Origin of the sequence: Deefgea tanakiae (assembly GCF_019665765.1) — a bacterium.
GTDB lineage: Bacteria > Pseudomonadota > Gammaproteobacteria > Burkholderiales > Chitinibacteraceae > Deefgea > Deefgea tanakiae.
Map to the genome: position 1 here is coordinate 3,358,172 of NZ_CP081150.1, position 13,277 is coordinate 3,371,448.

Genomic DNA, 13,277 nt, shown 5'->3' on the forward strand with positions numbered 1-13,277 from the left:
GCTTAGTTAGCTTTAATAATGGCGCTATCGATGCCATTGGTTTTGAGTTGTTTGCGCACTGTATCGAGTTCGGCGCCAGAATTAAAGGGGCCAATACGAACACGGTGCCAAATACCTTTGTCCGGTACATCGGAAGTTAGAATTCTCGACTCAACACCGATCAGCGCCAGCTTGGCTTTTAGATTGTCGGCATCGCCTTCATCTTTGAACGCGCCTACTTGAAGCCAAGTCGGTTTCATTGGTTCGTCTTTGGCTGCTGCACTGGCGCTTGGTTTAGGCGCTGATGCTTTGACTGCCGAAGCTTTTACGACCGATGCTTTTACGGGGGCAGGTTTAGCTTCGACTGGGGTTTGTTCATTCAGTTCTGGCAACATTTTATAAAAATCAAAACGCTCTTCACTGGCAGTGGCCGTTGCTGGCTTGCTGGCCACGGCACTAGTCGCTTCGGCGACGGGCGCTGGGTTATTGATTTCTTTACCGTTACCGGGCAATAAAACTTCAGGGGCGTTGACTGCGGCTTCTGGCGCAGAGCCAACCGCATCGGCGGGCGTGGTTTTGTCGTTTTTAAATGGATTGGCGCTGCGATTTAAAAATAAGGCCACAACGACTGCAATCGCGATACCTACAAATAAACCCAGTAAAAGCCCCGTAATCAGCGAGCTGCCGCCATTTTTTTTGCTGCTACTGGCGCTCGCGGTGCGGTTGGTGCGGCTGGATTTCATGTCACGGCTCATGGTCAAACTATCTCCGGCGATTCACGCCTTGTTTCGTGCGTCAGCATCATACTTGGATAGGCTGCGCAATTTAGTCAATCAGAATCGCCTAATTCTACCGCGCTTTGCAAGATGAAGCAGTGCATTATCCACATCAAATTCGATTGAAATGTCTCTTCTGCAAAAAAACGACAAGGCTGCGCGGGTTAAATGGGGGTAAGTGTGCAATCGTGGTGCTCAATACGAGATGTTAATGAGAGTGATTCCTATTGTTTTTGGATTGCGATATAGTGCGAATCATTCTTAATTACCGGGGCGCGCTCATGCTGCCAATTCGAAGTCTCTTGTTTTCTTGTGTTTTGGCATTTTCTGCGTTGTCGAATGCCGCTGAAGTCGACAGTCAGGCTGTGATTGTGCAATACGCCAATCTCGTTTCGGCCAACTACCAAGATAGTCTGGCCAGCAGTAAAGATATGCAAACCAAGATTGATGCCTTTTTGGCGCAACCCAGCGCCGAAAGTCTGAAAGCAGCCCAAGCGGCGTGGCTGGAAGCGCGGGAATGGTATGGCCAAACTGAGGCTTTCCGTTTTTACGGTGGCCCGATTGATTCGGAAACCGGCCCTGAAGGTTTTATCAATGGCTGGCCGCTCGATGAAGCGTATATCGACTATGTAAAAGGTAAACCGAAAGCGGGCATTATCAATAGCAAAACGCCAATCAATGAAGCGAAGCTGCGCAGCTTGAACGAGCGCGGCGGTGAAGAAAACATCGCCACCGGTTGGCATGCGATTGAGTTTTTGCTGTGGGGTCAGGATTTCAATAAAGACGGCGCAGGCCAACGTAGTTTTACTGACTACACCACCGCGCCGAATGCCGAGCGTCGCAAGCAATACTTAAAACTCGTGACTGACATGCTGGTGGCTGATTTGGCGAGTGTAGAAAAACAATGGCGTGCCGGCGAGAAAAACTATCGTGCGCAGTTTGAAACTAAGGGCGACGATAGCATCAAAAAAATGCTCACGGGTTTGGGCTCGCTCAGTCGTGGTGAATTAGCAGGTGAGCGCACCGAAGTCGCGCTGGATACGCAAAACCAAGAAGACGAGCATTCATGCTTTTCAGATAACACGCATCGTGATTTAGTGAACAATGCCAAAGGCATCCAAAACGTCTGGGAGGCGCGCTATGTGCGCCGTTCAGGCGAAGTGCTGGAAGGCGCGAGCTTAAATGCCTTGGTCGCGCAGAAAAATCCAAGCGTCGCAGAAGCGGTGAGTCGTGATATTGCCAATAGTGTGAAATTGGCCGAAGCCGTGCAAGCGCCATTTGATCGTGAAATCGTCGGCAAGAAAGACGCGCCGGGGCGCAAACGCTTGCATGTCTTTGTCGAATCACTCAAAGCGCAAGCCAAGAGTTTGGTCGAAGCGGCCAAAGTCTTGGGCATTAAGCGGCTGAATACGGGCGTTTAAGCCAAACTTGGGTAATGGGTGCGGCAATATGGCGTACCACGTTCACAATAACCTCAGCGCATCGCGCTGGGGTTTTGTTATTCAGGAAAAAGAAAAATGAAACGCAGTTTGAGCTTCATCGCCTGTCTGTTAGCGGGCTCTGTGTTGGCCTATGAAGGCCATGCCATGCTGGCTTTGTTTGAGCCGAGTGAGGAGTTTCCAGCAGGTGAGGTGGGTACGATTGATGATCATGGCAAGAATGCGTTTTCCCTACCGTATCCGGGTTTAACTGACGAGCAAAAAACTGACTTTGTGGTCGGCAATTCATTCTTCAAAAAGCCGTGGGTGGAAGCGCCGTCATCGACCACTGCACGGGATGGCTTGGGGCCGCATTTTGTCGCCAATTCCTGTGGTGCTTGCCATGCTCTGGATGGCCGTGGTGCGCCGCCGGATTTTAAAAATAATATTCAGCAAGAGCAGCCGATGGCGCTGTTACTGCGTTTATCGATTCCGGGGCAAAAGCCAGATCCTGTGTATGGTGGGCAGCTGAATAATCAAGCGGTACAGGGCGTGAAGCCTGAAGGCAAAGTAGCCATTCGTTATGAGGAAATTCGCGGCCAGTTTGCTGATGGCAGCAGCTACAGCCTGCAAAAGCCGCATTATAAGATTGAGCAATTGGCCTATGGTCCACTGCATAAAGACATCATGATATCGCCACGTATTGCCCCGCAGATCATAGGTTTAGGGCTACTTGAGGCCATACCTGATGCTAGTATTCTGGCCAATGCCGAGCGCCAACGCGCAGAGGGCAAAGGGATTGCTGGCCAGCCTAATTATGTGATGGACGCGTTTGCGGGCAAGGCACTGATCGGGCGCTTTGGCTGGAAAGCGAATGTGGGCAGTGTGGCGCATCAAACGGCTGGGGCTTTCTTGGGGGATATCGGCATTACGTCGAGCAAGAATCCGCATGAAGAATGTATGCCTCAGCAAAAAGACTGCTTGCGCGCGCCAAGCGGCGGCAAGCCAGAAATCGACGATGACAAACTCGCCCAAGTGATTTTTTATTCGCAAACCTTGGCGGTACCAACACGGCGCGATGCCAACACCAGCGATGTGCTGCGTGGCAAGCAGCTGTTTAGCGATGCCAACTGCGTCAGCTGCCATACCCCAAGTTATAAAACCGGCGAATTTGCCGCAATCCCGCAGCTCGCCAATCAAACCATTTATCCCTATACCGATTTGCTGCTGCACGATATGGGTGAAGGCTTGGCCGACAATCGCCCTGATGGCAAAGCCAATGGTAAACAATGGAAAACACCGCCATTGTGGGGCTTGGGGCTGGTGAAAACGGTCAATGGCCACACGCGCTATCTACATGATGGTCGCGCCCGCAATATGATGGAAGCGGTGCTCTGGCACGGCGGCGAGGCTGAAGCGAGTAAGCAAGCGGTGCTGAAGATGAGCACGGCTGACCGAGAAAATCTGCTGAAGTTTTTGAATTCGCTCTAAATCTAAACGATGGGCTGCGCTTGCTCAGCAAGCGTTGAGTCATCACACAAGGACAAAAAACGATGCGTTGGATTGCCTTATTACTGGCTGCGGGTTTAGCGCAGGCCGAGCCGACAGTACCCAATGCGGCTTGGTCGCAAGCATGGTTGGATCAGGCGTATTTACCGCGTCATGCGGCATTAACGCAGTCGGCAGATGCTTTGGCGAGCGCCAGTAAGGCGTTTTGCGAAACGCCAACGCCAGTCCAACTGGACAACGTGAAGCAGGATTGGTTGATCACCAGCCAAGCATGGCGCGCGATGGATGGTGCTCCTGCAGGCCCGATGGTGCTGGAGCGATTGGGGCGAAAAATTGATTTCCGACCAACTCGTCCCGACGATATCGAAGCGGCGATTCAAGGTAGTGAAATTAATAACGCGGCTACGCGCGGCCTGCCAGCTATGGAATATCTGCTGTGGGGCAACGCCCAGCCCAAATTGCAATTGGCCAAACTCAAGCAGCCAGAGCGCTGTGCATACTTGAGCAAAATCGCAGCACAGATCGCCAGCGATGCGCATGTACTGGATCAACCGTGGTCTGTTTATCGCAGTGAGTTGGCGGCGGAAAATGCTTTTTTCCGTGAAAATCTCTTGTCAGAGCACATCAACCTATTGCTATCGAGCATGAGCAGTTTGCAAAAACGGATGCCGACTGCGGAGGGCGTGAAGCCCGAGCAATTTATTGAGTGGCGCAGCGGCAGCAGCCAGGCGCAGTGGTTGGCGCAATGGGATGGCATGAATCTGGCGCTGCAAGCCGTGCTACAACGTTTGCGTGACGATGGTGCGAGCCCGATTGCGAATAAAGTCCAACAAGATATCGCGCAAGTGAATAAAAATTGCCGCAACTTGCCGACCCATCTAGCGCAAAGCACTGCCAGCGCACGGCTGGCTTGCAGCAAATCAGTGGCGACTTTAAAGGCGATCATTGAAGACCAAATCGGCGAGCAATTTGATTTGACCTTGGGTTTTACCGAAGGCGACGGTGATTGATGCTGGCACGGCGGCAGTTTTTATTGCAGTTCGCGGCGCTGGCGCTGCCGCTTCCCGCTTGGGCGGCGACATCAGGCTCGGCTAAAGCTGAGCGGGTGTTGCTCAGCGCTAGTTGGGATACGGATGCGAGTGGCTTAGAGCAAGGTGTGCTGCGCGGCGTTGATTCCACGCTGCCAGCCATCACATTACCCGGTCGTGGGCATGGGATTGTCCCTTTGCCCAATGGACAAGCCATTGTGATGAGCCGCCGTTTGGGCTCATGGTTGGCCAAGATCGATTGGCAGCAAGGTAAAGTCATTCAATTGATAGAGCCTCAGTTTGATCGACACTATTTCGGCCATGCCGTGCTGACGCCCGATGGCAAAACGCTGATTACCACTGAGAATAATGGTGAAACGGGGCAGGGCGTTTTGGGCCTGTATGCCGTGGATACGCTCAAAAGACTTGCTGAAATACCTAGCCATGGTATTGGCCCGCATGAATTGATTTGGTTGGATGGCGGCAAGATACTAGCCGTTGCCAATGGCGGGGTGCTGACCTTGCCCGAAACGGGGCGGCGCAAACTGAATCTAGGGGCGATGAATCCCACACTGGCTTTGATTGCTTGGCCATCGGGAAAACTGCTGAATGAATATACCTTACCCGATCAAGGCTTAAGCATTCGCCATTTAGCGCGCAGCCCCGATGGCAGTTTGGGAATTGCCTTGCAGGCTGAATATCTTGATGCGGCGGCACATGTGAATTCGCCTTTATTGGCGGTGTTGCGGCAAGGAAAAATGCAGCTAGCTGAGCAAGCAGAAGGCTTGCAAGGTTATGGTGCCAGTATTGCAGCGGTGGGTAATACTTTTTTAGTCAGCGCGCTCAAAGGCAATGCCATCGCGCGTTGGACTTCGGCAGGCGTTCCGCTTGCGCCGATTGCCATGGCTAGGCCGGCTGGCATTGCCAGCGATGGTCAACAAGTGTGGATCAGTAGTGAGCGCGGCCTGTTGGCGCATTTTGACCCCCAAACGACCATGCTCACAGCCCTCAATCAGAGCGCAGCGCATCGCTGGGATAATCATCTAGTCATTGCGCAACGCTAAGCGGCGCTTGGGCAGGTACAATACGCAGATTCACCGCAAAAGGATTTCCACCATGTTAAATAACGACGTACTGCGTAGCGTGCGCTTTATGCTGGATTTGAGCGACGCCAAATTGGTCGAGATTGCCAAGCTGGCCGGTCATGAAGTGGATAAAGCCACGATGCAATCGTTTCTGAAAAAAGACACCGAGCTGGATTACGCCGAGTGCGACGACATCACGATGGCGAATTTTCTCGATGGTTTAGTGTATTTCCGCCGTGGTAAAGATGAGTCGCGACCGGCGCAGCCGATTGAATTACCTGTGACCAATAATCTAGTCCTCAAAAAACTACGCGTTGCGTTTGAGCTGAAAGACGACGACATCTACGCGATGCTGGCTGATGCCGGTTTTGAAGTATCAAAACCCGAGCTTTCCGCTTTGTTCCGCAAAAAAGATCACAAACACTTCCGCCCCTGTGGCGATCAGTTTTTGCGCAACTTTTTGAAAGGCCTCACGCTGAGGGTGCGTAAAGTTTAATTTCGCAATTTAAAGATTTGACTGCTCAGCTGTAAGGTCGTGCAGCATTGCGGCTAGACCCGTATAATCGCGCCCATTGTTTCAACTTTTTCTGGATTTTTCGCATGTCCGAATCAACAAGCAAAGCTTGGTCTGGCCGTTTTAACGAGCCGGTGTCTGAATTAGTCAAACGCTACACCGCATCGGTGTTTTTTGATAACCGTATGGCCGAAGTCGATATCCAAGGCTCTTTGGCGCATGCGGGCATGCTCAACCAAGTTGGTGTTTTGAGCGATGAAGACTTGCGCGCAATCCAAGGCGGCATGGCCGATATTCTGGACGATATTCGTGCTGGGCGCTTTGAGTGGAGTCTTGATCTCGAAGACGTGCATATGAATATCGAGCGTCGCCTGACCGATAAAATCGGTGATGCAGGTAAGCGTTTGCATACCGGTCGTTCACGCAATGACCAAGTGGCGACTGATATTCGCCTCTATTTGCGTGGCGCAATTGATGTGCTCTTGGGCTTGGTGCGCGAGCTGCAACATTCTTTAATCGATTTGGCCGAAAAAAATGCCGGCACCGTGATGCCCGGCTTTACGCATTTGCAAGTGGCGCAGCCAGTGACGTTTGGTCACCACATGCTCGCTTATGTCGAGATGCTCGGCCGCGATGCTGAGCGTTTGGCCGATACGCGTAAACGTGTGAACCGTATGCCGCTAGGCTCGGCGGCACTCGCTGGAACGACATTCCCGATTAAGCGTGAAATTACTGCCAAATTATTGGGCTTTGAAGGCATTTGCGAAAATTCACTCGACGCAGTTTCGGATCGAGATTTCGCGATTGAATTTACCGCCGCAGGTGCTTTGATCATGACGCATTTGTCGCGCCTATCTGAAGAGCTGATTTTGTGGATGAGCCCGCGTTTTGGCTTTATTGATATTGCCGACCGTTTCTGTACCGGCAGCTCAATCATGCCGCAAAAGAAAAATCCTGACGTGCCAGAATTGGTGCGCGGTAAAACTGGCCGTGTAAACGGCAGCTTGATTTCTTTGCTCACGTTGATGAAAGGCCAACCGCTGGCGTACAACAAAGACAATCAAGAAGATAAAGAGCCGCTGTTTGATACGGTGGATACCTTGACCGACACGCTGCGAATCTACGCTGACATGATGCGCGGCATCACGGTAAAACCTGATGCGATGGAACGCGCTGCGAAGCAAGGTTTTGCGACCGCAACCGATTTGGCGGATTATCTGGTTAAACGTGGCTTGCCATTCCGCGATGCGCACGAAGCAGTGGCATTGGCGGTGCGTTATGCAGAGCAAAAACGCCAAGATTTGTCAGATTTGACCTTGGTTGAATTGCAAAGCTTCTCGCCCTTGATCGAAGAAGACGTTTGCCATGTATTGACCTTGCAAGGTAGCTTGGATGCCCGTAATCACGTTGGTGGTACTGCGCCGTTCCAAGTCTTGGTGCAAGTGGCGAAATGGCGCGAGCGTTTGGGCTGCTAATCACGGATAGTTGGCCTTCAAAAAACCCAGCCTACGCTGGGTTTTTTATTGCATGCTACTTTCTGCTTAGCGCTTGCTCGATTTAATGTGATTGAAAATACTAATGTATCTATCTATAAGCATTATTTTTAATGGTTCACAGGCACATACATATTGAGCTTATGTGGTGAGTTAAGCATCAAATCAATCTTGATTTAAAGCTATGGCACGAAACCATTTTTTATATCTATAGTGAATCTTCGTCGTTTGATGCGATTTGTTCGTCATGAGTTCAAGCTCTTCATCTTCCCTATTGCAGCTACGCCGCTTGCAGCGAAATTTTGTGTTGTTCTTACTATCCATTGCCATTCCCATCATGTCGGTGCTGTGGCTGTATAAAAAGCACACTGAGGCGGCTTCGCAAGAGCGGATTTTTGCCGAAGTGATGGCGCATACCCAGCAACAGCAACTGGCGTTTACCCAAGTCATCCAGATCGCTACTTCGCACCTGCAGCGCTTGAGCGTGCAATTAATCGATGCTTATAGCAATCCTGACATGGCGCTCAATGATAGCCATTGGAAATCGCTTAACGAACTAGGAGTTCGTCGCCAAGGTAGCGGCGAATTAACAGGCAGTAAACTGGATGCTGCAGATCGCGATCGTTATGGCGCATTATTTGTTAGCCCCAAGGCCGAGGGCCATTCCCAGCTAGATAAAGAAATTACCGCCACGATGGCGATTTTTCCCGCGATTAAAGCGGCCCATAAGGCCTATCCGTTTTTTCAGTGGACCTATTACTATTCTCCGCGCGAGGATTTTTCTTCACTGTATCCCTATGTCCCCGAAGCCGATATTTTGCAAGCCACAGGAAGCAATACGATGGAAGAAGCGTTGAAGGTGATCTTCGATGCTGGCGGCACCAAGCCCGTGCAAATGATCGGGCCCAATCGCAATCCGCAACATCAGCAGCAATGGACTGCGCCGTATTACGATGCAGGCGGCAAGGGCGCGATGGTGAGTTTGCTGGCCCCACAATATTTTAATAAGGAATTTGTTGGCGTCCTCGGTACTGATGTGACTTTACGTATGTTTGGCGAAGTGCTGCAAGGCTCGGCTCGGCATTTGGGGCACGCGCTGGTGGTAGATCGCTCGGGGAATGTGATTGCCGATGACGTGGGTTTGGTGCAAAGCAATAAAGATATTCTGAAGCTGGAGAAAGTATTGCCTAGCGAATTGGCGCAGTTGCTCTTAGCTCGCCATACGATGGAAAAAAACAAGATTCATCAGGTGGGCAATTGGTATTGGATGAGTGTGCCGCTTAAAGGCAGTGAATGGGATCTGTTGGTGTATTTTTCAGCGCAAGAGCTGGGCCTGCTTGCCGATCAAGAAGCAAAAAATACGCTATGGATTTTATTGGGCTTAATTGGATTTTTAGTCCTAGCCACTTGGTTGATGTCGCATCACTTTGCCTTTCCTGCTTTGCGATTGGTTGATTTTTTGAATAAATTAATCGGCAATCCTGCGCAACCAATTCCTACCGTACCCAAAGCATGGCAACCGTCTTTTGAGCAAGTCGCTGCCACCTCACAAGAGCGCCATGCGTATCTTCAAACCATTGAAGCCCAAGCCGATGGTTTGGAAAAGACCGTCGCGCAGAGAACCGAGCAATTGAGCCACGCGAATACCGCTTTGCTTGAATCAATTGAGCAACTCAAAAGCACGCAAAAAATGTTGGTTGAATCAGAAAAAATGGCTGCACTCGGTGCATTGGTCGCCGGGGTGGCGCATGAGCTCAATACGCCCATTGGCGTGGGGGTCACGATTAGCTCGACCTTGCTCGAAAAAAATCAAGAATTGGTGCTGCAATTGGAAGAGCATACTTTGCGTAAATCGGTGCTGGCTGAATACGTCAGTGAGAATCAACAGGGCTTAGATATTTTAAGCCGCAACTTGGCCCAAGCTGCTAATTTGGTCAATAGCTTTAAGCAGGTCGCGGTAGACCAAGCCAGCGATCATCGACGCAGCTTTGATTTGGCCGAAACGGTGCATCATGTGATTCAAACGATGCAGGTTTTGTTTGATTCTCATATTGAGCTGGAGCCCTTGGTGCCTGATGGATTGCAGTTTGATAGCTATCCGGGTGCCTTGGTGCAAACACTGAATAATTTGATTGCCAACGCAGAAACCCACGGCTTTGTCGGCCGTGAGCGCGGTAAAGTAACGATAAGTGCCGAGATGATGACGTCCAACAGGGTAAAGCTAGTCGTTCATGATGATGGCTTGGGTATAGACCCTGAGCATTTGTCGCATATTTTTGAGCCTTTCTTTACGACTAAATTGGGGCAGGGCGGCTCAGGCTTGGGTTTAAGTATTGTGTATAACTTAGTGACGTCGATTCTTGGCGGGCAGATCGATGTCGTCAGTGAAATAAACCACGGCACCACGTTTACGATTCAACTGCCTTTACAGGCTCCGATCAAAGTCCATCCAAAAGACGCTTAGCGCGGTTTCGTCAGTTCAGCCTATAATCCCCAGCTTGTTTTGAATTTTGGGAGGGCGAAGATGCTGAACTGGCGCTGGTATACATTTGCAGATTTTGATGCTGATACGTTGTTTCAGTATCTACTTTTACGGCAGCGAGTGTTTGTAGTAGAACAAAACTGCGCCTATCCCGATATCGATGAGCTTGATCGGGTTTCTACGCATCTCTTAGGCTGGCTCGATGGCAACATCGTTGCCTGCTTGCGCTTAGTCCCCCCTGGTTTAAAATTCCCCGAGCCATCCATTGGCCGAGTGATTGCGGTGTCTGATTTGCGCGGCACCGGTTTGGGCAATCAGTTGCTGCAGGCTGGCCTCACCGGCGCGGCAGAACAATACCCCAATCAGCCCAATCGAATCGGCGCGCAATCGCATCTGCAACGATTTTACGCTCGTCATGGATTTGTGACCGTCTCGGACGAATACGATGAAGACGGCATCTTGCATGTTGATATGCTATGGCATGCTGTTTAAATGACGGATTAGGGTCAATACAAATATAAATGCTTTTGTCATTTTTCGGTGCAGGAAAGCTTATTTTCAAGCTATGAAATTATTTTTTATTTATCAGCTTGTTTCGCGTCAGTTAATTCGATGGTTTCTTATTTTCTTTGGTTTTTTTAATCAAATCAGTGAAATAACGGTTTTTACTTAGCGAGTTTTTAATTTTTTTCTGCTATAAGATTGACTCATTGAATGCTATTTGAATTAAATGACGAAGAAAAAATTATTACGTGTTGGCCTGATTGGTTATGGCTATTCGGGTAAAACTTTCCATGCCCCGTTGATTAATGCAACGCCCGGTTTGAGCTTGGTGGCGATTGCCAGCGCGCGCCCAGCCGATGTCTTGGCCGATTGGCCGGATATCGTGGTGAAAACCGAGCCTGACCGATTGTTAGCGCATCCCGGTGTTGATTTAGTGGTGATTGCTTCACCGAACGATACGCACCATCCGCTCGCACGTGCTGCGATTGCTGCTGGTAAACACGTCGTGATCGACAAGCCATTCACCTTGGATTTGCGCGAAGCCGAAGACCTGTGGGTGCGTGCTGAGCGCGCGGGTTTACTGCTGTCAGTCTTTCATAATCGCCGTTGGGATAACGACTATATGGCGCTGTGCGACATCGTTCGCAGTGGCGAGCTAGGGCAAATCGTTGAGTTTACCTCGCGTTTTGATCGCTATCGCCCTGAAGTCAAAAAACGCTGGCGGGAAGCCAATGTCGCTGGTGCTGGCCTGTGGTACGACCTTGGCCCTCATCTGATTGATCAAACCTTGCAATTATTTGGCATGCCGGCGGCAGTCACAGCCGATTTGGCGCTACGCCGCCATGGCGCGCAGGCGGTTGATGATTTTCATGTGATTTTCCACTACGCCAAAATGCGCGCGGTCTTAGCCGCGAGCACCTTGGTCAGTGGCGGCACGCCGCGTTTCTTGGTGCAAGGCACGCAAGGCGCGTGGTCTGTTGCGGGTTTAGATATGCAAGAGACTTGGCTCAAGGCGGGCTTACTACCCGACTCAGTCGGGTGGGGTGTCGATGATCGACAAGCGCAGCAATTTGTTAGTTGCAACGATCAAATCACAACAAAAAACCATGCCTTGCCACAAGGCAATTACGCTGCCTATTACGCCGGAATCCGTGATGCGCTGCTCAATCAGCAACAAAGCCCTGTCACTACCTTGCAAGCGAGAGATGTGATGCGGATTTTAGATATTGCCCGGCAAAGCGATGCCGAAGGGCGTCGAATTGCTCTGATTTAAAATGAAAAAGCCCCGAAAATGATCGGGGCTTTTTTAAAATTGGCTGCACTCGTTTATGGCTTCAGCGCAGCAATCCGTTCAGCAATAAACAGCTTGCCTTGTGATTCGCCATCGGCCATCAATGGCAGAATGTTTTTCGGGCTGCGGTCGAGCTTGCTTTCGTAATCGAGTTTGTCTTGCAGCTCGGCCGACATTTCAATAAATGGAATATGGTAAGGGCGAATATCGTCAGAGCTGAGGCAACGCGGGATATTAATGGCGTCTTTTACCCCGTTTTGCGCTAAAAACTCAGGTGTAAATGCTTTCTTCAAAAGCAATTCATTTAGTGTACGAATGCCAGCCAATTGCTGGAATAAAGACATATTGCCGATCATTTCATTGCGGCGATCAGAAATCGCTTCGGGTGACTTGGGTACTGTTTTGCAGCCATTTGGGTTGATTTTGATCACCCAGATTTCTTCCGGAATATTGTTTTCGCCCACATAGATCGGCTTAATCACTTCATCAACCGGTGGGTTGTCTGAGAACAGACCATCCCAATAAGCTTTACCGTCAAACTCAACCGCTTCAAAGATATTGGGCACCGCGCAAGACGATAAAATATGCTCAACGCGAATCGCCTCCGTTCGTGAGTTAAATTTCGCCAATTGGCCGGTCAATACTTCGGCTGCGCCCAAAATCAATGCGGGCATATCGGTATTTGGGCCCATTGCTTTGAGTTCGGCAAAATCGATATGGGATTCGAGTAGACCACGGAAATCAGTAAAGTTAGGACGGAATTGTTTGCCCGTCATCGTGCTCATCATCTGCATCAGCGGTGAATAAGGGCTGATGTTAAATTGCGGCATTTGGCCACTATTCACTTTGCGCATTGAGTCGACAAGGTAGTCGTTAAAACGCAACTCAGCGTCGGAGCTCGCTGTATTGTCAGCCCACAAATCGAGCATCCGTTTCGGAATGTATGCGTCTTTTTTGAGTAGTGCGTACCAAATCAGTGTCGCGCACAATGCGCCGCCCGAAGTACCAGTAATGCTGACCAGCTCGAAATGGTCGTCAAAACCATTGTCATAAAGCGCTTTGAGTGCGCCAGCAGTAAATGCAGTTTGGCTACCACCACCTTGGCAGGTGATCGCGATTTTTCTTTTTTTAACGGCCATTATTATTCCTATTGGAGTGAATTGTAGGCGCGGCTTAGTTTACGCCTATGGGTAGTCAT

General features: G+C 50.3%; 11 protein-coding genes. 9 read left to right on the forward strand and 2 right to left on the reverse strand.

Annotated elements, in window-relative coordinates; all coding sequences use genetic code 11:
• Positions 1-2: 2 nt before the first annotated feature.
• On the reverse strand, positions 3-722 hold the full coding sequence (locus K4H28_RS15750; RefSeq protein WP_221006080.1) for an SPOR domain-containing protein: 720 nt from the start codon (positions 720-722) through the stop codon (positions 3-5).
• Positions 723-1,036: 314 nt separating this feature from the next.
• Between K4H28_RS15750 and K4H28_RS15755 the strand changes: the two genes are divergently transcribed.
• The 9 genes from K4H28_RS15755 to K4H28_RS15795 all read left to right on the forward strand — a co-directional run bounded on the left by K4H28_RS15755 (position 1,037) and on the right by K4H28_RS15795 (position 12,061).
• The gene (locus K4H28_RS15755; protein ID WP_221006081.1) at positions 1,037-2,176 is read left to right on the forward strand and encodes an imelysin family protein; all 1,140 of its coding nucleotides are present in this window, start codon (positions 1,037-1,039) and stop codon (positions 2,174-2,176) included.
• A gap of 96 nt (positions 2,177-2,272) precedes the next feature.
• Positions 2,273-3,664, forward strand: a complete 1,392-nt coding sequence (locus K4H28_RS15760) for a di-heme oxidoreductase family protein (RefSeq protein ID WP_221006082.1) — start codon at positions 2,273-2,275, stop codon at positions 3,662-3,664.
• A 62-nt stretch (positions 3,665-3,726) separates the two neighbouring features.
• Complete coding sequence (locus tag K4H28_RS15765; RefSeq protein ID WP_221006083.1) at positions 3,727-4,692, forward strand: imelysin family protein; 966 nt, start codon at positions 3,727-3,729, stop codon at positions 4,690-4,692.
• The gene (locus K4H28_RS15770; RefSeq protein ID WP_255573686.1) at positions 4,692-5,774 is read left to right on the forward strand and encodes a DUF1513 domain-containing protein; all 1,083 of its coding nucleotides are present in this window, start codon (positions 4,692-4,694) and stop codon (positions 5,772-5,774) included. Before K4H28_RS15765 ends, K4H28_RS15770 begins: the two co-directional genes overlap by 1 nt.
• 52 nt (positions 5,775-5,826) lie before the next feature.
• Positions 5,827-6,291 carry a YehS family protein gene (locus K4H28_RS15775; RefSeq protein ID WP_221006085.1) on the forward strand — a complete coding sequence of 155 codons (465 nt, stop codon included), beginning with the start codon at positions 5,827-5,829 and terminating at the stop codon, positions 6,289-6,291.
• Between the two features lie 104 nt (positions 6,292-6,395).
• Complete coding sequence (gene argH / locus K4H28_RS15780) at positions 6,396-7,784, forward strand: argininosuccinate lyase (protein ID WP_221006086.1); 1,389 nt, start codon at positions 6,396-6,398, stop codon at positions 7,782-7,784.
• 265 nt (positions 7,785-8,049) lie between these two features.
• The gene (locus K4H28_RS15785; protein ID WP_221006087.1) at positions 8,050-10,266 is read left to right on the forward strand and encodes an ATP-binding protein; all 2,217 of its coding nucleotides are present in this window, start codon (positions 8,050-8,052) and stop codon (positions 10,264-10,266) included.
• Between the two features lie 60 nt (positions 10,267-10,326).
• On the forward strand, positions 10,327-10,776 hold the full coding sequence (locus K4H28_RS15790) for a GNAT family N-acetyltransferase (RefSeq protein WP_221006088.1): 450 nt from the start codon (positions 10,327-10,329) through the stop codon (positions 10,774-10,776).
• Positions 10,777-11,014: 238 nt separating this feature from the next.
• Positions 11,015-12,061: an oxidoreductase gene (locus tag K4H28_RS15795; RefSeq protein WP_221006089.1), complete on the forward strand. Its 1,047-nt coding sequence runs from the start codon at positions 11,015-11,017 to the stop codon at positions 12,059-12,061.
• 53 nt (positions 12,062-12,114) lie between these two features.
• Here K4H28_RS15795 and K4H28_RS15800 read toward each other — a convergent pair whose 3' ends face one another.
• Entirely contained in the window at positions 12,115-13,218 is a 1,104-nt protein-coding gene (locus K4H28_RS15800; protein WP_221006090.1) for a patatin-like phospholipase family protein, read from the reverse strand.
• Between the last annotated feature and the right edge of the window lie 59 nt (positions 13,219-13,277).